Origin of the sequence: Paenibacillus sp. Soil522, assembly GCF_001428245.1 — a bacterium.
Taxonomy (GTDB): domain Bacteria; phylum Bacillota; class Bacilli; order Paenibacillales; family Paenibacillaceae; genus Pristimantibacillus.
This window is the reverse complement of the sequence record NZ_LMRV01000045.1, coordinates 47,533-69,832: the sequence shown is the minus strand read 5'-3', so window position 1 is coordinate 69,832 and position 22,300 is coordinate 47,533. Positions and strand designations below refer to the sequence as shown.

12 protein-coding genes and 1 rRNA gene are annotated in these 22,300 nt (G+C 50.2%); 1 reads left to right on the top strand and 12 read right to left on the bottom strand.

The window, feature by feature from the left end:
- The 7 genes from ASG81_RS15410 to ASG81_RS15380 all read right to left on the bottom strand — a co-directional run.
- A 16S ribosomal RNA gene (locus ASG81_RS15410) occupies positions 1-83 on the bottom strand; the annotation flags it as partial.
- Positions 84-501: 418 nt separating this feature from the next.
- On the bottom strand, positions 502-2,523 hold the full coding sequence (gene ligA, locus ASG81_RS15405) for an NAD-dependent DNA ligase LigA (RefSeq protein WP_056635864.1): 2,022 nt from the start codon (positions 2,521-2,523) through the stop codon (positions 502-504).
- Between the two features lie 42 nt (positions 2,524-2,565).
- The gene (gene pcrA, locus ASG81_RS15400) at positions 2,566-4,962 is read right to left on the bottom strand and encodes a DNA helicase PcrA (protein WP_200961518.1); all 2,397 of its coding nucleotides are present in this window, start codon (positions 4,960-4,962) and stop codon (positions 2,566-2,568) included.
- A gap of 242 nt (positions 4,963-5,204) precedes the next feature.
- Positions 5,205-5,921 carry a heptaprenylglyceryl phosphate synthase gene (locus ASG81_RS15395; protein WP_056635859.1) on the bottom strand — a complete coding sequence of 239 codons (717 nt, stop codon included), beginning with the start codon at positions 5,919-5,921 and terminating at the stop codon, positions 5,205-5,207.
- Between the two features lie 173 nt (positions 5,922-6,094).
- On the bottom strand, positions 6,095-8,626 hold the full coding sequence (locus tag ASG81_RS15390) for a U32 family peptidase (protein ID WP_155971578.1): 2,532 nt from the start codon (positions 8,624-8,626) through the stop codon (positions 6,095-6,097).
- 149 nt (positions 8,627-8,775) lie between these two features.
- On the bottom strand, positions 8,776-10,701 hold the full coding sequence (locus ASG81_RS15385) for a stalk domain-containing protein (RefSeq protein ID WP_056635858.1): 1,926 nt from the start codon (positions 10,699-10,701) through the stop codon (positions 8,776-8,778).
- 58 nt (positions 10,702-10,759) lie between these two features.
- Entirely contained in the window at positions 10,760-11,875 is a 1,116-nt protein-coding gene (locus ASG81_RS15380) for a S1C family serine protease (RefSeq protein WP_056635855.1), read from the bottom strand.
- A gap of 309 nt (positions 11,876-12,184) precedes the next feature.
- Between ASG81_RS15380 and ASG81_RS15375 the strand changes: the two genes are divergently transcribed.
- A complete protein-coding gene (locus ASG81_RS15375; RefSeq protein WP_056635852.1) occupies positions 12,185-13,153 on the top strand; it encodes a sugar phosphate isomerase/epimerase family protein in 969 nt (322 codons plus the stop codon).
- A 61-nt stretch (positions 13,154-13,214) separates the two neighbouring features.
- Here the strand turns inward: ASG81_RS15375 and ASG81_RS15370 are convergent, their stop codons facing one another.
- The 5 genes from ASG81_RS15370 to ASG81_RS15350 all read right to left on the bottom strand — a co-directional run bounded on the left by ASG81_RS15370 (position 13,215) and on the right by ASG81_RS15350 (position 22,227).
- Entirely contained in the window at positions 13,215-13,430 is a 216-nt protein-coding gene (locus ASG81_RS15370; protein ID WP_056635848.1) for a hypothetical protein, read from the bottom strand.
- Between the two features lie 626 nt (positions 13,431-14,056).
- A complete protein-coding gene (gene uvrA, locus ASG81_RS15365; protein WP_056635845.1) occupies positions 14,057-16,939 on the bottom strand; it encodes an excinuclease ABC subunit UvrA in 2,883 nt (960 codons plus the stop codon).
- Between the two features lie 16 nt (positions 16,940-16,955).
- Positions 16,956-18,956, bottom strand: coding sequence for an excinuclease ABC subunit UvrB (gene uvrB / locus ASG81_RS15360; RefSeq protein WP_056635887.1), 2,001 nt, complete (start codon positions 18,954-18,956; stop codon positions 16,956-16,958).
- A gap of 427 nt (positions 18,957-19,383) precedes the next feature.
- A complete protein-coding gene (locus ASG81_RS15355) occupies positions 19,384-20,664 on the bottom strand; it encodes a PDZ domain-containing protein (RefSeq protein ID WP_056635843.1) in 1,281 nt (426 codons plus the stop codon).
- A 105-nt stretch (positions 20,665-20,769) separates the two neighbouring features.
- Complete coding sequence (locus ASG81_RS15350; protein ID WP_056635839.1) at positions 20,770-22,227, bottom strand: S41 family peptidase; 1,458 nt, start codon at positions 22,225-22,227, stop codon at positions 20,770-20,772.
- Between the last annotated feature and the right edge of the window lie 73 nt (positions 22,228-22,300).

Here is a 22,300-nt window from a genome sequence, read left to right as displayed (position 1 = left end):
CCGAAGGACAAGATCCGCTCGACTTGCATGTATTAGGCACGCCGCCAGCGTTCGTCCTGAGCCAGGATCAAACTCTCCAAATTGGTGTTTGACTTGCTCATTACTTAACTAGCTATTTAAAACATTATCGGATCGACGTGATCCATTTGTTCAGTTTTCAAAGAACTTGTTTGTCACAATGTTTGTCACATTTTGTCGTGACAAGAAATCATAATATCATCTTCATTCGACGTTGTCAACAGTTTGTATCACATTTGTTTGTGATTCATTCAGTTGTTCATGTGTGCCTCAGAAGCGACAAGAAATAATATACCACTTACGAAATTAGAATACAAGTAGAAATATTTTACAAGTGCACAGCTTGCAATTGAGTATTTTAAAACCTGTAATAGCTCAAAAATGCTCGTTTTATGCTCGGCGTATTTAAAAGAAGTGCCCATGCAGCTGCTGCATGGACACTTCTTGGTTGTTCCTTCATGTGCTTTTCACAAGCCGCAGCCGCTAAACAACGGTTTCGCCCAGCAGACGCATTAGTTCGGCTTCTTCTTCAATTACGGCGATGCCAAGCTCCCGCGCCTTCGTCAGCTTGCTGCCCGCGCTTTCGCCTGCTATGACGAAATCGGTTTTTTTGGACACGCTGCCTGAAATTTTGGCGCCGCAGGCTTCGAGCAATTTCGCAGCCTCATCCCTCGACATAGTCGGCAGCGTACCGGTCAGAACGACTGTCTTCCCGCTGAACACACTGTCATTTCTCGCAACCAGCTGCTGCTCGGCTTCAGCCTTCACCCCAAGATCGCGCATTCTGGCAATACTGGCTACAATAATGGGATCGTTAAAAAATCCGACGATGCTCTCAGCCACAATACCTCCGACATCAGGAAGAGTTACGAGCTCTTCCGCCTCCGCTTGGATAATGGCATCCAAGTTTCCGTAATGGTCGGCCAGCATCTTTGTCGTCGCTTTGCCGGTATTCGGAATGCCTAACGCAAACAAAAATGATGCTAATTCCCGGTCCTTTGATTTCTCAAAGGCTGCGAGCAGCTTATGTGCCTTCTTCTCGCCGAACCGTTCAAGCTGAATGAGGTCATCATACGTCAATGCATACAAATCGGCAGGATCGCGGACATCACAGTCTTTGTACAATTGCTCTGCCGTCATGATACTGAACGTATCGATATCCATCGCATCCCGTGAAGCAAAATGCGTAATACGGCCGATAATTTGCGGCTGGCAGCCCAGCTTATTATTACAGAACAAGTGAGCGCCGCGTTGTTCAAGCTCCGTCCCGCATGATGGGCAGACCGTTGGAAACTCGATTTCCACACCCGGCTCCTCATCCGCTTTGCCTAATATTTCCGGAATAACATCATTCGAACGACGAATCGTAACGAGCGTGCCTAAAGCATGCTTCAGGTTTTTGCGCTCGATATCGCCAATATTGTTGAGCGTGCAGTTTTGAACAGTTACTCCCGCAAGCTCTACTGCCTCTACGCGGGCGACAGGGGTTATTTTGCCCGTCCGGCCAACCTCCCACGATACGGATTCAAGCACCGTTGTCGTTTCTTCCGCTTCGAACTTAAAGGCAACCGCCCAGCGCGGAAACTTATCCGTATAGCCAAGCGCCTCCCGCGTCCGCATATCGACTACCTTCACCACGGCACCGTCAATGAGGAAGTCCAGCTGCTCACGCTGCTCCGTCACATGGGCCAGCTCTGCTTGCACCTCTTCGATCGTGTTCTTATAGGTTACATAAGGATTCACCTTAAACCGGTTATCCTTTAGAAACTGCTGCATCTCGCGATGATCCGTAAAAGCAACCCCGTCGGCATAGCCGATATTATAGAAGAACGCGTTCAGCTTCCGCTCGGCCGTAACCTTCGGGTTAAGGTTGCGCAGTGCTCCCGCTGCTGCGTTTCGAGCGTTCTTGAGCGGCTCAGCCGCCGTTTCATTATACTTTGCCAGCACCGAAAGCTGCATAATGCCCTCGCCCTGCACTTCAATAATGCCATCGTTAAAAGGAATGGTGAGCGGCACCGAACGAATCGTGCGAACCTGCTGCATAATGCCTTCTCCAACCGTGCCGTTTCCGCGCGTCGCCGCTTGAACAAGCTGTCCGTCCTCGTAGGTCAGATTGAGCGTCAGTCCGTCAAACTTCAGCTCAACCACATAGGTCGGTTGCGGCAGCGGCTCCTCTTCAGGATGCTTCGCATTGTAGTCAGCTACCGTTTTAAGCAGTCTCGTATTCCATGAGAGCAGATCTTCCGCATTTTGCGCCTTATCGAGACTCCACAAGCGGGCGCGATGCTTGTATGGCTCAAAGCCTTTGAGTATTTCCCCGCCTACCCGCTGGGTAGGCGATTCGGGCAATATCAAGCCCAACTCGGCTTCCAATGCGACAAGCTCGTCGTATAGCTTGTCGTAGTCAACATCATCTATCGTGGGCTCATCAAGCGTATAATAGCGATAGTTATGCTCTGTTATGATCGCAACAAGCTGTTGCATCCTCTCTAATTGAGCGTTCATGGGAGGCTCCTCCTTCTAATCGTCCAAAATAGCTGTTCTTCCTTATACTTTCGTTATCGGCGCAAAGCCAGCGAGCAGCCGCTTAATGCCGACAGGAGCCGGAAATGCGATATTTAACTCCATGTCCTTGCCCGTCCCTTTGACGGAGACAATGACACCTATGCCCCATTTGGCATGCGACACTCTCTCGCCGGAAGCAAAGCTTCCAGTCCCGGCATCACCCGACGCGGCCGCGCTGGCGCTGCTGCCCTGAACCGCCCGAGCGGCATCCTGCAATGGCGTGCTAACCCGCACGCCGCCTCTGCCGCCCATCGCGGCCGGGCCCGTTCCGGCAAAGCCAGGGGAACGGCCTCCTGCGCCAGGAGCGCCGTTTGCAGGCGAACGCCCTGCGATACTGCGGCTTGCTGCCGCACCGGTACCGCCCGTAACGCTGACGCCGCCGCTGCGAACGCCCGCGCGCGCGTACCCTCCGCTGCCGCTTGAAGCGCCTTCTCTCACGCTCTCCGGTATTTCCTGCAGAAAGCGCGAGGGCAAATTAGCGTTCGTTCGGCCAAACAAGGTCCGCATTCGAGCACAGGTCAAATACAGCCGCTTCTCAGCACGGGTAATCCCTACGTAAGCGAGGCGGCGTTCTTCCTCGAGCTCCTCATTGTCAGCGAGCGCACGGCTATGCGGAAACACGCTCTCCTCCATGCCGATAATGAAAACGACCGGAAACTCGAGTCCTTTCGCGCTATGCATCGTCATCAGCGTAATAGCATCCTTGTTCTTTTCCGCTTCTTCTTCATCTTTGTTCAAGGAATCGATGTCGGCAATCAACGCCAAATCCGTCAGAAACGCTACAAGCGTCCGGTCTTCGTTGCGCTTCTCGAAATCCATCGTTACGGATAAAAACTCATCTATATTTTCAAGACGGGCCTTCGACTCCAGCGTATTCTCCTGCTGCAGCTCCAGACGGTACTGGGACAGCTCGAGAACCTTCTCCGTAAGCTCCGTCACCGACAAATATTCAACCATCCGGGTTAAATTGTCGATAATCTCATAAAACTCGCGCAGCAGCGTTCGCGTCCGGCCATTGACCTCTACGTCACCCAGATTATTCAATACGCGATAAATCGACGTGCCTCTTCTCGCCGCTTCATCCGCAAGCTTCCCTACCGTCGTATCCCCGATGCCCCGCTTCGGAACATTAATGATCCGTACCAGGCTTATATCGTCATCCGGATTTGAAACCAGCTTCAAATACCCGAGCAAATCCTTAATCTCTTTGCGGTCGTAGAACTTTATGCCGCCGACGATTTGATATGGAATATCGGATTTGATTAGTATTTCCTCTATAACCCGCGACTGCGCATTCGTACGGTATAATATCGCATGATCGGCAAATTTATAGCTTTTATTCACATTTTTGCGAATTTCCCCTGTTACAAAATAACCCTCATCATGCTCCGTATCCGCTTGATAGAGAGAAATAAGATCGCCCGCGCCCTGATCCGTCCACAGCTTCTTTGGCCTCCGGCCTGTATTGAGCTTAATGACCGCATTCGCTGCATCAAGAATATTTGCCGTCGAACGATAGTTTTGCTCCAGCATAATCGTCCGCGCCTCGGGATAATCGTCCTCAAAGTTCAAAATGTTCGTAATATCAGCTCCGCGCCAACGATAAATGGACTGGTCGCTGTCGCCGACAACGCATATGTTATGATGCTTATCCGCTAGCATACGAGTCAGCATGTATTGAGCCCGGTTCGTATCCTGATACTCATCGACGTGAATGTAACGGAACTTGTTCTGGTAAAACTCAAGCACCTCCGGTACATCCTTAAACAATTGAATCGTAGTCATAATAAGATCGTCAAAGTCAAGCGAGTTATTGCTCCTCAGCTTCTTCTGATATTTCGTGAACACCTGGGCAACAATGCCCTCAAAATAATCGCCAACCTTTTGCTCGTATTGCTCCGGCGTGATCAGCTCATTTTTCGCTCCGCTGATTGCGGCTTGGACTGCCTTCGGCTCGAATTTCTTCGTATCGATGTTCATATCCTTCATGCAGCCCCGGATAACCGACAGCTGGTCCGAGGAATCCAGAATGGAGAAGCTGGATGTAAAGCCGATCCGGTCAATATCTCTGCGAAGAATGCGAACGCACATCGAGTGGAAGGTGGATACCCAAATATCCCGCCCCGATGATCCTACGAGGGCGCTAACCCGATCCTGCATTTCTCGTGATGCTTTATTCGTAAAGGTGATAGCGAGAATACTCCATGGCGCTACACGCTTCTTTTCTATTAAGTAAGCAATTCGATGTGTCAGTACGCGCGTCTTGCCGCTGCCCGCTCCAGCCATAATAAGCAACGGTCCTTCCGTCGCTTGCACCGCTTCCCGCTGCGGCGGATTCAGCTTTTGCACCGCTTGCTCGATGCTAATATGATTCAACATGCTCCGACTCCTTTGTTCGCATATGTTCGCCTCTCTTCAGTGTAGACAACGGCCACTCCTGTGTCAATTTGCACAGTAAAAAAACTCCGTATTTATTCCCTTGTTCAACCAGCTGATAAACACATGAAATAAGGAGCCCGCAAACAGAAAAATAGCGCCGTACATCATAAGAGGTTGGTGTTTCCTCCAGCTGCACAGCACTATGGCTTCATCTATGCTTTTTTAAAAAAGTTCTTGAAAAGCTATCTGGTATACATGCCGCCAGCAACCTCATGTACGGCAGCGACAGTGGACAAGGCGGCATCCAGATCGTTGTAAATAATATTTCCCACGACGACAGTATGGGCAGCTTCTGCGGCTTGGCGCGCTTTCTCCGCATTATCGATGCCTCCGCCGTAAAATAACTGCGCGTGGGCAATGGCTGTTCTTGCACGCTTCACCAGCTGCATATCCCCGAACCGGCCGCTGTATTCCAAATAAATAACCGGAAGCCTCATGAGACGGTCGGCCATACGGATATGCGCAATCAGTTCTTCTTCAGTTAGCTCTGTTTGCGCTTCCGTCAATTTCGCCGCAGTTGCTTCAGCGTTCAAAATAATATAGCCCTGCGCCGCCGTTTCTTCCCACGGTACGAAGGAACCGTATTCCTTCAGGCCCTCGGTTTGCCAGCCGGTTATCCATTCTGCTCTGTTCGTATTTAAAACGAGCGGTATAAAGTAACCGTCAAATCCGGGAACAGCACCGTCTAAAGTAGATACCTCCAGGGCGCAGTTAACCTCGTACCTGCGGATACGCGCCATAAGATCGACTATATTTTCAAAAGTGACACCACTGGAGCCTCCGACAATTACCGCATCCGTACCTGATGTACAGATCCTATCCAGCGTTTCGTCGGACAATTCCCGATCAGGATCGAGCTTGAACACATGCCTCCAGCCGGAAAACCACAAACCATTCATAAATAATCACGCCTCACTTTTTCACAAAAATCGGTTGCCGCATATTTGCGCTTTCCTTCTATGCTATGCCAGCGTAAATATCGTGTCAAACACTTGGTTATATTGTAAAGAAAAATACCGCCCTCCCTATTAAAGAGAAGACGGCATGCCGTAATTGTCGTTGAGCGGGGTTATTATTTCACAAGCTGCCCACGCGTTACGCCAAGCTGATTGATCGCTTTGAGGTTGCGCCATACCTGCGTCCCGCTGATGCGTCCATCGAGCGCATCGCGGTATAACGATAAAACTTCAAGCACCTTCTCCGGCTTTTCTTCCAGAAACTCTACGCGGAAATGGGATACGCCAAGGCCGACAAAATTGCGGATATATTCGGCTCCCGACTGCTCGACTGCATTATACACCGTGTTGCGGCAGCCTTCGTCAACGCGAACGGGATGCGCCATGCCGATGCGGTCCTGCAAGGAAGCGCGCTTCTCCTCGCATGGGCGTCCGCAGTTCGTAAAGTCAGTGCCCTCGCTCATAAAGGTGCAATAAACGCAGTGCTCCGTATGGAACATCGGTAAATGCTGATGGATGACCATTTCCAGCCTCGATGTATCCGAGCTCTCCAGCAAATCAACCATTTGCTGAATATTGAGATCATAAGACGGCGTGATCAGATCCAGACCGACCTCGGTAAATAAATTTACCGCTTTATGATTGGCTACATTCAGCGAAAAATCGCCGATCAGCTTAGGGAAAGGCTTATCCGGATTTGCTGCGCGAGCACGCAAGTAATAATAAAGAGCTCCTGTATTCCGAACGAGCACCGCATCAGGCTGAAGCTTTAAAATATTCGCATGATAGCCGTTCTCGCCCGGCATATGAATGCGCGGCGTTGCCAATGCAATCGGCTTACCCGCCTCGCGGGCAGCTGCAATAGCAGCCGGAAATTGCTTAATGAATTCGAAATCGGCATATACGAAGGATACATCCGTTTTAACGGCTGCCTCTACCTGCTCCAAGCTCCGGCATAATGCGACCAGCTTCGCATCCTTACCGCCGTGCGGAGCCAATATATCCTTCTTCGCCACATCCACCTCAAACACATCCGCTCGCGCATCAACCGTTTGCTTCACATAAACGGGCGGCTTCGGACGCTCGCCTGCAAGCAGTTCCACCGCTTCGCGGCGCAGCCGGTTCAGTTCACGGATAGGTACGATCAAATCACCTTGAAGCTCGACCTCGAGCTTGTCCAGCTGATAGACGGTACCGCCCAGCCGTCCCAATTGATCCTCAAGCAAAGCCGCATCCATCGGGCGTTTCTGCGCTTGCTCAAGCTCAAGCTCCGTGGCCACCTCTACGGTCGTCCCTTTCTGAACATCCGTCCACCATGTGCGCATCGGTTGTCCGAGCGCTCCTGTCACTCTAATATGAAGCGGAAACACGCGATATGGCTTTTCCGTTTCAAAGGTCGCTCTCAAACGCTTATCCAACGCCGGATCACTTGTCTTCCAGACGCGGTCGCCGACATGCACCTTGCGCAAATCAACATCATTGCGGCCCGCTACGAGCTCAATCATCGTGCCTTCCTGCGCTTCACCTTCGATCTTCACGCCTTGACGGCGAATATCATATACGCGGCCGCCCTCTTCCTTCTTCGTCGGGTCGCCGGCGTCAAACACAATACCATCGCCGCGCTTAAGAGGCGCTTCGATCCGCAGCGTAACCGCATCGCGCATAATGCGCTCAACCCGGCCGAGGTAAACGCCCCGGCTTTTCGGGAACGTGCCCTCTACGAGCATCTTATTGTTCGTTCCCGACAGAAAACCATGCGTGAAGCCGCGCGAGAAGCTTTGCTGCAGCTCACGCACCTCTTCCGCCGACGGCTTCGACAGATCGCCGTCGAAATATTTATCGATCGCGCGTCGATACTTGCTCACGACATTCGCGACATATTCCGGGCTTTTGAGACGCCCTTCAATTTTAAACGACTTAACGCCCGCTTGGATGAGCTCTGGCACGATATCGATCGCCGCCAAATCCTTCGGCGACAGCAAATACGCGATGTCTCCCATCGGCTGCACCTCGCCGTCGACCATCAAATCGTACGGCAGCCGGCAAGCCTGCGCGCATTCGCCGCGATTCGCGGACCGTCCTCCCCACATCTCCGAGGTGAGGCACTGTCCCGAATACGACACGCATAATGCGCCGTGTACGAATACTTCCATCGGCAGCTTTGCTTGTTCCCCAATCGTACGAATTTGCTTAAGGTTATTTTCACGTCCCAATACAACCCGCTCAATCCCAAACGGCTTGGTGAATTCTACGGCCTCCGGCGACGTTATCGTCATTTGAGTTGAGCCGTGAATCGGAAAATCCGGAGACAGCTCGCGAATCAGCTTCACGAGGCCCAAATCCTGTACGATTACCGCATCCACGCCCGCATCCATACACATCTCAATTAATTTCTGCGCGTCCCTCAGCTCGTCTTCGAATACGAGAATGTTGAACGTTAGAAAGCCTTTTACGCCGTACGTATGAAGAAACGCCATAACTTCCGGCAGCTCCTCGCTGCGGAAGTTGTTCGCGCGGGCACGGGCATTAAACTTCTCTACACCAAAAAATACGGCATCGGCGCCGTTAGCCACAGCCGCACGCATGCAATCCCAATCGCCGGCCGGAGCCAGCAGCTCTATATCCGATCTAATTATTGTGTCTGTCATAATAACGATCAATCCCTCACATTCCTGTAACCTGCTCCTTCTATCTTAACAAACCGCGACTGTCTATTCCACCATACATTGCTGCCAGTAATGCTTTCATTAAAAAAGCCGATTTCCGTAATACGGAAATCGGCCAGCTGACCATTTATCTAATTGAACCGAATGGATTGAACAACATCGTTGACAAGCTTAAGGTTGCTGTCGGTTGCGTGAATATCGTAGATGGCAAAAGAGAATACCAACGAGCCTTCCGCAGTATCAAACGCATAGAAGATATGGGAATAAGGCAGGTCATCTTTAGGTTTAGATACGCTTAACACTACTTTATATGCCGTTTTCCCATTGATCGTTACCGTTGAAGACTCCTTGATGGACATCCCCTGCGAAACGTTTTCTGGAGAACGCACAAACTCAGAAAGCGCAGGCACGATTGCAGCTGCTGAATTTCCTGTTTCATATATTCCCATCTCACCCGCGCTGAATGTGTAGCTTACATTATCCTCATTGAAGTTTTTTTGCACGCCGTACCAATAGGAAGGAATGTCGATGGAGTATCCATAGAGCGAGCTGCGTTTGGTTGTTTTTTTGCTGCGGTCGATCAGATCAAAATCATCCTCGATCAACCCAAAATTTTTCTCGATAAAGGCCGTGTCGATATCAACCGATGCAACAATCTGCTTAAGCACAGCGCTGCTCTTCACACCATTAGAAGATGGGTAAATATAGTCTAATGAATACCGGTAATTTCCGGAAATCAAGAAAATCTCATTATAGATTATCCAGATATCTCCACCATAGGAAAGCTCGTAGCTCAGCATCAAAGCATTCCCGTCTTTCAAGCTTAACGGTGCCGTTGTGAAATTGCGGATATTCGAGCCGATGTAATCCTCGCGAACGCGCGCTTCCCTGCGGGTTGCCCAGTTCTCGAGCGTATCGCCAGCAGTGAGCGATGAGAACGAGAATGTAAAGGCATCCGTTCTATTAGTAAACCAAGGCGTTGTACTCTCCGGATCACTGTTCCAGTCAGCCGGAAGCTTGACCGTCAAGCCATAATCAGCGTCCTTGAACGTAATAAAGCCATCTTTAACCTTTGTAATATCCTTAATGGTTTTATCCGCTTGATTATAGGAAGGAATAAAGCTGTTTAACAGCGTTCCATAACTGTTCAGCACTGACTTGTCCGTGCCTTTTGCTCCTACTATGACAATGTAATATGTATCATCCAGTTGAATGCCGCGATACTCGTAATACATTTTGGTTTGTTTCGTGAAAGTGACAAGCTTCTCAAAGGTCAGACCATTCACGGTAATCGTCCGCTTGTCTATCGTGATCTCATCTTCATCATAATAGGAATACATCGTATCGCGCTGCTCTTCGCTAGACAGCGCATCTTCACCAACATCCTCAGTAATGACGTTTACTTGCGCAGCCACCTTGGAATCATCCGCCGTATCCGCCCATTTTACAAAACTGCCGCTATCGCTTTGCTGAACCAGCACGAGTCCGGCAGGATAGTTCAGCGTCCATTTGTGATAGCTGTCTCCGATTTTTGTTTTACCGTAATCCGCATCAATCGAAGTTCCGCCCGTTCCGGAAGACTGTGCGCGAACGCCGATGATAACCGTTTCTTTCGTAACGGAGTCAGCGGTAATTTTCGCGCCGAACGCTTCCACAATGACACGCAGCGGTACCATCGTAGAGCCTTTTACCACTACAGGAGCGACTGCAACGGTCTTTGCTGCTCCGTTCACTTTAACCGTCTTGTTGCCGAATGTCAGTACAACCTTGCGGTCGTTGTATGTAAGTGTAATGACGTTGCCGTTCTCCAGCTTCAGTCCCGCCCCAAATGCATTCGTGATCACTTTAAGCGGTACCATTGTCGTGCCGCTGGCTACGAACGGCGCTTCAACGGTCGAAGCTTTTCCATTAATTTTTACCGCCCTGCTGCCTGCCTTCATGCGGACTTCCACCTTGCTATCCGTATCGGCTGCAAATGCTGATACCGGAATTAGCGTGAATACAAGCAATACCGGCAGAAAAAATGTAAGCATTGTTTTGAACAAATTAAATCTCATATATAATGGCTCCTTATAAGTCGGATAAGTACGGGAAAACGGATCGTTGCACCGCTAATTAACCTGCAGCCAACGTCAACTTGCGGGTAACAAGATCGCCGTCGATCAGCAGCATGACCTCGACCTGCTGGCCCGGCAAATAGCTTTTCAGCAGCTCATTTACTTCCACAATCGTGGACACTTGCTTGCCTGCCACTTTGTACAGCTGGTCGCCGTTTTGGATGCCGGCCTTCTTTGCTGAAGCAGAAAAGACGCTTTTCACCGTCAGCGGATCCGTAGTCGGAATGCCAATGAGGGCTGACCAGCTTTCCTCCAGATCTATACCAAGCGATGCACGCTTCACATAGCCATATTTGAAGAAATGGCCCGTTACATATTGCACGGTATCGGCAGGGATTGAAAAGCCGAGATTATCGATTCCTACCTCTACAAATTTTAACGAGTTAATACCGATGACCTCGCCCTTCATATTCACGAGCGGCCCTCCGCTATTGCCGGGATTAATCGCTGCGTCTGTTTGGAGCAGATTGTACGCTGATGAAATACTGCGGTTCATACCGCTCAAGATACCGCTTGTTGCTGTATTGCGCAGCGAAAACGATACCGGCGTTCCGATTGCGACAACTGTTTCACCCACCTGCACCTTGAGCGGAGAGTGCGCCAGCTTGGCAATCGGCAGCTTTGTTGCTTTAATTTTTACTAACGCTAAATCGCTTGCCGTATCGGAATGTGTGCGTACCGCATCATATTGCTTGCCGTCTGCCGTTACGACAACCAGATTTGTCATATCCTCTACGACATGCGCATTCGTCACTACCCAGCCGTCCGCGCGAATGATGACTCCCGTTCCGTGCGCCAGCGCATACCTTGGATCAGCCGACCCTACATCCTCCGGCTTGCCAATAATCGCGACGACAGAAGGAGACACCTTTTTAATGACGGATGGAATGTCGGCGGGTATGTACTGGTAAGTGTTCGACTTTGAATCAAAAGTACCCGTTCCACCAAGCGCGCCCGTTAATGAGCTTGCTTTGACATATACCTCTCCGTTAATCTTTTTGGCACTCATTGCGTGCATGGACGTGTTGCCAGCACCTGCAGCCCATGCCGTTCCTGCAGTAACGACCGCTCCAAGAACGATGAGGCTGCAAATGCGGAGCATACTGCTTTTCATGAAGACACTCTCCCCTATCCTTCTTCATACAGGCGTTGGCCAAACGCTATTATCTATCCTGCATTCCAAATTTAGTAATCAAGTTGTAATGTAGCATATATTACCATATTTAACAACGGAATTTGCTAGTTTACTAGTTCAAAAGATAGAAAAATAATCGCCGCTTTTCCCGCACTATGCTTGTTTTGTTTAATTATTATGCGATTTTGGCAAATGTGGTTTCGGATATATGTTCTGATTACAGAAGTGGTATACTATGTGGGACTACTAAATCAATCCATTTGATGGATTCGGGAGGTAAATGAACAAATGAAATTAGGAGTATTTAGCGTTCTTTTTGCACAAAAGCCGTTCGAGGAAGCACTCGATTATATCGCCTCCAAAGGACTTGATGCCATTGAAATCGGTACTGGCGGATACCCGGGAAACGCACACTGCGACCTGGATGGATTGCTTGCTGACGAGGGTAAGCTGAAAGCGTTTAAGCATGCGGTAGAATCACGCGGCTTGATGATCAGTGCACTCAGCTGCCACGCTAATCCGCTGCACCCGCAGAAAGCGATTTCGACTGAGCACGATGAGGTGATCCGCAAAACGATCGAGCTTGCTAACCGTCTTGAGGTAGCTGTCGTGAATACATTCTCCGGCTGCCCAGGCGATCACGAGGATGCGAAATATCCGAACTGGCCGATTGCTCCTTGGCCAAATGATTTTCAAGATATTTTGAAATGGCAGTGGGAAGCAAAAGTTATTCCATATTGGTCTGAGATCGGCAAGCTTGCTGCTGCTGGCGGCGTGAAAATCGGTCTGGAGCTTCATGGCGGCTTCTCCGTTCATAGCCCGGCTACTCTGCTTCGCCTTCGCGAAGCGGCTGGAAATGCAATCGGAGCTAACCTCGATCCAAGCCACATGTGGTGGCAAGGAATCGACCCGGTTCAAGCGGTTCATATTCTAGGCCGTGCAGGAGCTATTCATCACTTCCATGCGAAGGATACGACAATCGATCCAATCAACGTCAACCATCATGGCGTAACAGACATGCAATCCTATGCTCTAATGCTGGATCGCGCATGGCAATTCCGTACTGTCGGCTATGGCCATGACTTAAAAACGTGGGCAGACATTCTCAGCGCGCTCCGTCTTGTCGGCTATGACTACGTTGTCAGCATCGAGCATGAGGACGGCTTAATGTCAGTTGACGAAGGCTTCACGAAGGCCGTTCAAAATCTTCAGCAAATCCTGATCCGCGAGCCGCTTGGCGAGATGTGGTGGGTTTAATCTTATACAGAAGAAAAAGGTCTGCCGGACTTGTCCGGCAGACCTTTTTCTATGTGGAATGTTATGCAAACCAAACTTTAGTGATCATAATAAAGTCGATCAACAGAAACAAACCGAGCGAAACGGCCGTAAAACCGATCGCGAAAATGTTTTTCTTCGGACGAGCGGTCAACAGTCGAACGAAACCGATGGCGATCAAAATGGTAAAGGCAAGCATGAACCAATCGAAAGTACCGATTTTACTTGCTGTATGAGCTGCTTCTTCTGCTAAAAACATGAAGGGACCTCCTTTTTTTCGCACGTAACCTATATTAATATATGTTAGCTTTTTGTGGCTTCCGACGCAAGTCCGAATCGGGATTCGTAACAACTTTGTCACGAATTTTTAAAAATCTCTTCATTAATTATCGTATCTAAAAGGATCCTATGGACCAAAACTTCTTTGTGTCCCGCAAATATAAAATGTCCTTCGCTTCCATAATCTATAACAACCCGATGGCACAATAAAACGTTCTTTTATCTGTTCCAGCAATAAAAAGGGAAATTTACCAAGAGGAAGCTGAACTTTTGCCACAATAACCCAATAGATGTGAATAATATTTTTGTCTATATAACCACATATAGTAAAAATGAAAACCTTTTAATATAAAAGGATTCCCTACTTAGTTCCATATTTTTTTTATATATTTACAACCTTAAATACAAGTGTTTTTACGAATTGCGATTTGCATCGTTTTGTTTGTAAATTTGCAAAAAGAACACCCTTCACTTTAGAGGCTATATGGTTTAGATGCAATATTAGCGGCTATTCCCTGCTGTATAAGCGCCTTTATAGAACGGAAAACGGAAACAAGAAGGCTGCCCCCAAGGTGTTTAAATCCATTGGAGCAGCCTCCATCCAAACTATTCTGCTGCCGCAGCAACCTTCAAATTCTCTTTGTGCAGCGCAACCGTCCGCTCGCGATCCCGCTCAAGAATCGGCTTCAAGTATTTGCCGGTGTACGATTGCTCTACCTTCACGACCTGCTCCGGAGTTCCTGTCGCAACGATCAAGCCGCCGCCGCTGCCGCCTTCAGGACCTAAGTCGATTAAGTAATCCGCTGTCTTGATCACGTCCAAGTTATGCTCGATAACGAGCACCGATTCACCTGAATCAACCAATCGATGCAGTACGGTCAACAATCTGTCGATGTCATGTACATGCAAGCCTGTCGTTGGTTCATCCAAAATGTAAAGCGTCTTGCCCGTCGAACGACGATAGAGCTCAGCGGCCAGCTTCACCCGCTGCGCCTCACCGCCAGACAGTGTTGTTGCCGGTTGTCCCAGCTTCATATATCCAAGGCCTACATCAAGCAGCGTCTGTACCTTGCGATGAATACGAGGAATGTTTTCAAAGAAGGAGCAGCCGTCCTCAATCGTCATTTCCAGCACTTCTGCAATGTTTTTGCCTTTGTATTTCACTTCCAGCGTCTCACGATTGTAACGTTTGCCTTTGCATATCTCACAAGGTACGTATACATCAGGAAGGAAATGCATTTCGATCTTGATGATTCCGTCGCCGCGGCATGCTTCGCAGCGGCCGCCCTTCACATTAAAGCTGAATCTGCCCTTTTTATAGCCGCGCACTTTGGATTCAGTCGTGCTCGCATACAAATCGCGGATGTCATCAAAAACGCCGGTATACGTGGCGGGATTCGATCTTGGCGTCCGGCCGATCGGCGATTGATCAATGTCGATGACCTTCTCCAAATGCTCGATGCCCCGAAGCTCCTTGTACTGACCTGGACGCGTCTTTGCCTTGTTTAAATCACGCGCTAGTGTCTTGTAAAGAATTTCATTCACGAATGTCGATTTACCTGAACCGGAAACACCCGTTACAGCCGAGAATACGCCAAGCGGAATTTTTACGTTTACGTTTCTGAGGTTGTTTTCCTTTGCGCCGCGAACCTCGAGCCATTTTTCATTCGTCTTGCGGCGTTCTGCCGGCACCTCGATAAACTTGCGTCCGCTTAAATATTGACCGGTCAGCGAGTTTTCATTCGCCATCACTTCCTCCGGCGTACCTTCGGCGATGACCATGCCGCCATGGATGCCCGCGCCCGGCCCGATATCGATAATGTAATCGGCTGCGAGCATCGTGTCCTCGTCATGCTCTACGACGATCAGCGTATTACCGAGATTTCGCATATGCTCAAGCGTCTCTATCAACCGGTCGTTATCGCGCTGATGCAAGCCGATGCTCGGCTCGTCCAATATATATAGGACTCCCATCAGACTGGAACCGATTTGAGTTGCCAATCGAATCCGCTGCGCTTCGCCTCCGGACAGCGTTCCTGCTGCACGGCTGAGCGACAAATACTCAAGCCCAACGTTGACAAGGAAGCCAAGGCGGCTATTAATTTCTTTCAAAATGAGGCTCGCAATCGTGAGTTCCTTCTTCGTCAGCTCAAGCGACTCGAAGTAACGCTGCGCATCGCCAATGGAGAATGATGTTACTTGCGATACGTTTTGCGCGTTGATCGTTACCGCCAAACTCTCCTTGCGAAGCCGCTGTCCCTTGCAGCCTCCGCATGGCTTAGCACTCATATAGTTCTCAATATGCTCGCGCATCATATCCGATGCCGTATCCCTGTAACGGCGCTCCAGGTTATTCACGATGCCTTCGAACGGCACATAGGCTTCTTTCCGATGTCCAAAATCATTTTCGTAAAGGAAACGAACGCGCTCTCCGCCCGTTCCGTAGAGCAGCTTCTTCATCTGCTCGGCATCCAGCTCCGATACCGGCACGTTCTGCGGGATGCCGTAGTGCACGCAAACCGCGCTTAAAAACTGCGGATAGTAGTTGGACGTACTTCCCGCCCATGCCAGGAAAGCCGCATCCTCAATCGATTTGCTCGTATCCGGAACGAGCAGCTCCGGATCTACGATCATTTTGAGGCCTAGGCCGTCGCAATCCGGACAAGCGCCATAAGGGCTGTTGAAGGAGAACATGCGCGGCTCCAGCTCATCGATACTGAAGCCGCATTCCGGACAGGCCAGGTTGGAGCTGAAGAGAAGCTCCTCCTGGTCGATAATATCGACGATTACGCGTCCCTCGGACAGATTTAACGCCGTTTCAAGAGAATCCGCCAACCTGCTTTGCACATCCGGCTTCACTACAATACGGTCGACGACCACTTCAATGCTATGCTTTTTGTTTTTCTCAAGCTCAATCTTCTCGCTAAGCTCGCGCAGCTCGCCGTTCACGCGCACCCGTACGAACCCTTGCTTCTGAATATCGGCCAGCAGCTTCGTATGCTCGCCCTTACGCCCGGAAATAATGGGCGCAAGTATTTGCAGCTTCGTCTTCTCGGGATATTCCATAATGCGGTCAACCATTTGCTCAACGGTTTGCGACGTAATTTCAATACCGTGATCCGGACAGTGCGGTTTGCCGATCCGTGCGAACAATAGCCGCAAATAGTCGTAAATTTCGGTTACCGTTCCGACTGTAGAACGCGGATTGCGGCTCGTCGTCTTCTGGTCGATGGAAATGGCAGGCGATAACCCGTCGATAGAATCGACATCCGGCTTTTCCATTTGTCCGAGAAATTGGCGCGCGTAAGCAGATAAGGATTCAACATAACGGCGCTGTCCTTCCGCATAAATGGTATCGAATGCAAGCGAGGATTTGCCTGAGCCGCTGAGACCTGTCAGCACGACAAATTTGTCGCGTGGTATGGTGACGTCAATGTTTTTAAGATTGTGGGCGCGAGCGCCCTTAATAACTATTTTATCGCTAGCCAATCGTTTCTCCTCCTACTTAACCCATCTCAGCGCGCAGCTCAAGCAGCGCATCCCGAAGCTCTGCTGCACGTTCGAACTGCAGATTTTTCGCTGCGTCCTTCATATCCGCTTCCAGCCTTTGAACAAGCGCCAGACGATCCTTCTTTGACATTTTGCCGGCACCTGCGTCGGTCAAATAATCGGCCTTCTGCTCGGCTACCTTGGTCGCTTCAATCACATCATGCACTTTTTTACGTATCGTTTGCGGCGTCACGCCATGCTTTTCATTATAAGCAAGCTGAATTGTACGCCGCCGCTCTGTTTCTTTTATCGCGCGATCCATCGAATCGGTTATTTTGTCGCCGTACATAATGACCCGTCCCTCGCTGTTACGAGCCGCGCGTCCAATGGTTTGGATAAGCGCGCGATCGGAGCGCAGGAAGCCTTCCTTATCCGCGTCAAGAATGGTAACTAACGATACCTCCGGCAAATCCAGTCCTTCCCGGAGCAGGTTGATTCCGATGAGTACGTGGAATACGCCAAGCCTGAGATCACGCAATATAGCTAATCGCTCCAGCGTCTTAATATCGGAATGGAGATATCTAACCTTAATGCCTATCTCCTTCATGTAGTCGGTCAAATCTTCTGACATTTTCTTCGTCAGCGTCGTTACGAGAACCCGCTCATCCTTCGCCATGCGATCGCGGATCTCTTCCAGCAGATCGTCGATTTGCCCTTTCGTTGGGCGGACGTCAATGATTGGATCGATTAGACCTGTAGGCCTAATAATCTGCTCGATCATTTTGTCGGTATTCTCTATTTCATAGGGGCCCGGAGTAGCAGATACGTAAACCAGCTGCTTCGCCTTCGCCTCAAATTCTTCAAAGCGGAGAGGACGGTTATCCATCGCCGAAGGAAGCCTAAAGCCATGATTAACGAGCATCTCCTTGCGGGCGCGGTCACCATTGTACATCGCCCTGATTTGCGGCAGGGATACATGTGATTCATCGATAACAATAACCATGTCGTCGGGAAAATAATCAAGCAGCGTATAAGGTGTCGCGCCGCGCTCCCTAAAGGTCAGCGGTCCGGAGTAATTCTCGATTCCCGAGCAAAAGCCCATCTCCGCCATCATTTCCAAATCGTATCGCGTCCGCTGCTCCAGCCTCTGCGCTTCAAGCAGCTTGCCTGCCTCGCGCAGCTCGACAAGCCGCTCCTCCAGCTCTCGCTCAATATTAACGAGCGCCACCTTCATCGTCTCCTCTTGCGTAACGAAGTGAGAGGCCGGAAATATAGCGATATGATCGCGTTCTCCGATTATTTCCCCGGTAATGACATCAATTTCCGAAATTCGCTCAATTTCGTCACCGAACAGCTCCACCCGGATGGCCCTCTCATTATTAGCCACGGGGAAAATTTCGACAATGTCGCCTCGAACGCGGAACGTTCCGCGCGTAAAGCTAATATCGTTGCGCTGATATTGAATGTCGACAAGCTTATGCAAAATCGTATCGCGCGGCTTTTCCATCCCTACACGCAGCGAAAGCACCAGCCCACCGTATTCCGACGGCGATCCGAGACCGTATATGCAAGAAACGCTTGCTACGATAATAACGTCTCGGCGTTCAAACAAAGAGCTCGTCGCCGAGTGCCGTAGCTTATCGATCTCATCGTTGATGCTGGAGTCCTTCTCGATAAAGGTATCGGTTGAAGGGATGTACGCTTCAGGCTGGTAGTAATCATAATAGCTCACGAAATATTCCACAGCATTATCGGGAAAAAATGATTTGAATTCACTGCACAGCTGAGCGGCCAGTGTCTTATTATGGGCTATTACGAGCGTTGGCCGATTCAGCTTCTCCACCATGTTCGCAATCGTATACGTCTTGCCTGTACCGGTCGCGCCCAGCAGCGTCTGATGCCTCTTGCCCGCCTTAATTCCTTCTAATAGCTGCTCAATCGCTTTTGGCTGGTCGCCCTGCGGCGTATAATCCGATTTTATTTGAAACAGCTTCGTTTCCTTTGCAAGTTCACTCACGCCTGTCATCCACCCCCATCATTCCGAACGCTCTTATCATTATAGTCAATTATAGGCATTTCATTTCATCTGTTGTTATAAAAATAAGAATGTTTGTTCCCGTATATTATACCGTTATCTGTCAAGCGGCGCAATGATCCCAAAACAAAAAAATCCTCTTTGCATGGTCCGTTTAAGTCTTGCGATGCGATATATCCATCTGTACGCCCATACCCAAGAATTAGCCTTAAAATTCAAACGCAGAAAAGTATAATTAAAAAAGCCGGTTGAACGAACTCGTCCAACCGGCTTTTTTTTGGCGATATTACCTACAAATTTGAATCTTATACGATGCTTATGGCGCAATAACGAGCTTTGCCTTCAAGAACGGCGCCAGCCGTTTACGCTTGTGATGATCGAACATAATGCCTCGCTCAGCTCTCTCCCTTTAAAGCTGGGCATCGCGGCGATTCGCGGTACGGGAGCTGCGCAGCAGCTCGAGCAGCGAGGCCGGTCCTGATGCAGCGTAATAATTGGCCTGCTCGTCAGGAGCGAGAATAACGCCCAACTGATGATGCTCGCCGGCAAAGCGCGCACGCTGCGCAAACTTCAATTCGCCTTCAAGATTCAAAACTTCCAGCTTGCAGAACGCAGAGTTGTGAACGAGCGCCTCATAAAGGTCTTCTTTCGTTCTTACATGCATCCCGTTAACCTTGTGCAAAACCTCGCCGGTAACGAGTCCCATCGCCGCGGCAGGCGTTCCAGGCACGATGCCAAGTATGCGCAGACCGCGCGAGTCATGGACGTACAATGGCGATTGAGCCGCTTCTACCGACCGGCTGCGCCATATGATAGCTTCATGCAGCAATAATGAGGCGATTGCCGCAAGCGGCAGCAGCATAGGCTGCCACCAAGCCAGGATAGCTGCGCCCGCCAAGCAAATGCTGTACAGCAGCAGCCCTTTGGCCGCGTACTTTGCTTTCTCACGGGGCAATAAAGATCTTGTCATTTCGGTAAAGCCGATAATCATAGGCAACGCCACGAACGACCAGCCCTGCGACCACTCTGCTCCAAATAGCGGTGTCCATGGCAATGCCGCTGTCGATGCGCCGCTTCCGGCAGTCGGCACGAGCATTAGCAGCGGCACCGGCCAAAATCCCTGCAGCATATAGCCGCCAACCAGCTTGCCTCTTTTTCCTTCGAGAAACAACGGCGTAGCCAGCCGGTCTCCTTGCCAGCGTACGAGAACCGCTTCAGCCAGATGCAGCAGTGCGACCAGAACGAGCAGGCCCGCGGCATCTATGCCTGCAAGCGAGGCTGCCACGGATCCAATCCAATCCGTCCTCTCCGAAAGCGGCGTCCACCCGAGCAGCCATTGAAGCAGAGTAATGACTCCCGCGCTATACGCAAAGCATAAATAGCGAATCCGGGCAAGCATGAGGACAGCTGCAACCGCCCACAGCCAAATAACCGATTCGCCCGTTAAAGTCACGCCAACGAATGCTCCCGCAGCCGACACGGCTAATCCAATCAGCAGACCCGCTAACATCGCTTTTAAAACCAAGCTTGGCCAATTGTGCAGCTTTACCGCAAACATTTGACGCTCCATCCGTATTTGTCTCGTGTACTGCAAAATAATAAATAATACCGCGATATAATAAAATGGCTGTGCAACCAATTGGACAGCCGCTTGCCCGAGCATTTCAAGCAACTCCATCGCCGTTTCCAAAGCTAACACTCCTTCGCTCGTACCGCATGTCCTTATAAGCATAAAAAAATAAAAGGCCGACTCTGTTAAACAAAGTCAACCTCTTATTCATTCGACATGCGCGCATTATTTCCTGCCTGCAGCCTTAATTGCTTCATGCAGCTGCGTATCATTTTTTTCATCCTGAATCCATTTAACGACCGCTTTCTCGAGCGCCTCTCCTGTCAGCTTATCGACCTGTCCCGTAGCCGGCAAGCTGTGCTCCGCTTGAAATATCTTAACGGCCGCTGTCGTCTCCGCTCCATAATACCCATCCTCGCGCCTCGGTTCATACCCGAGCCCGTGCAGCATAATTTGTACGCTTCTCACCTGCTCGCCCAGCATATCCTGCTTCAGCGTCTCAGCCAACGACAATCTCGCTACCGTATATAGATCTGGCGGCTGCACGGCAAGATCCGGCTTAATGCCATTTTCATGAATCCAATTGCCCTTCGGCGTCAGCCATTTTGCAATCGTCATTTTCACCAGACTTCCGTCGCCTAGCGCCTTGTTGTAGCTCACCTGCACTGTGCCTTTGCCGAAGGAGGTTTCGCCAACCAGCTTCGCTCCCGCACCTTCCTGCAATGCGCCTGCTAAGATTTCTGACGCGCTTGCGCTGCCGTTATTCATGAGAACTGCTATGGGGTACGATTTACTTTGTCCCTGCGATAGCGTCTTCTCCCGATTTCCGTCCCGATCCTCTACCTGTACGACGGTCGTTCCTTTGGCCAAAAAGGACTGCGCGATTTCCACGACAACCGGCAGCACACCGCCCGGATTGTTGCGCACATCCAGTACAAGCCCCTTCATCCCCTGCTCTTCAAGCTTAGCGAGCTCCTGCTTAAAGCGCTCCGCAGTATGCAGAGAAAACTGCCTGATTTCAATGACGCCTGTCCCGTCGGGACGCAGGCTGCCATATACCGTTTCCACATCGATATCATCGCGGATAAGCACAAGCTGAATCGGCTCGGAGAAACCGGCCCGCTGTACCATAATTTTTGCTTTCGTTCCTTTTGGCCCGCGAATTTTAGCTACAGCATCCTGTAAATTCAATCCGTCCAGCTTCGCGCCGTTCACAGAGAGCAGCACATCCTTGGCCAATAAGCCCGAGCGCTCCGCGGGCGAGCCTTTGATCGGAGAAACGACGACAATGCGTCCATTCTCAAGCGTTACTTCTGCGCCTATACCGGTAAACGAGCCCTCAATCGATTCCGAAAAATGCTGCGCGGCGTCCTTCTCCATATAGACGGAGTAAGGGTCATCCAGCGACGACATCATTCCGCTGACCGCGCCATCGAGCAGCTCAAGGCGATCGACTTTTTGATAATATTTTGTTTCGATTAATTCCAGTACCGCATTAAGCTTCGTCAGCTCATCCTCTTTCAGCCTGAAGCGCTCACCTTCACCGGCTGCCGATGCCGTAAGTGCAGGCGACGACGGCTTGTCCGGCATAATGATTTGATCCGCAACCGTTAACGTAACGAGTACGGATGCAATCATCGTCAGCATAACAAACGCGAATACTGTGCGTCCTTTGAAATGCACCTGTCTACACCACCTTCTCATCTTACACGGTCTTAGATTTAAGACCACCCTAGTATATGACAACCCGCTTACA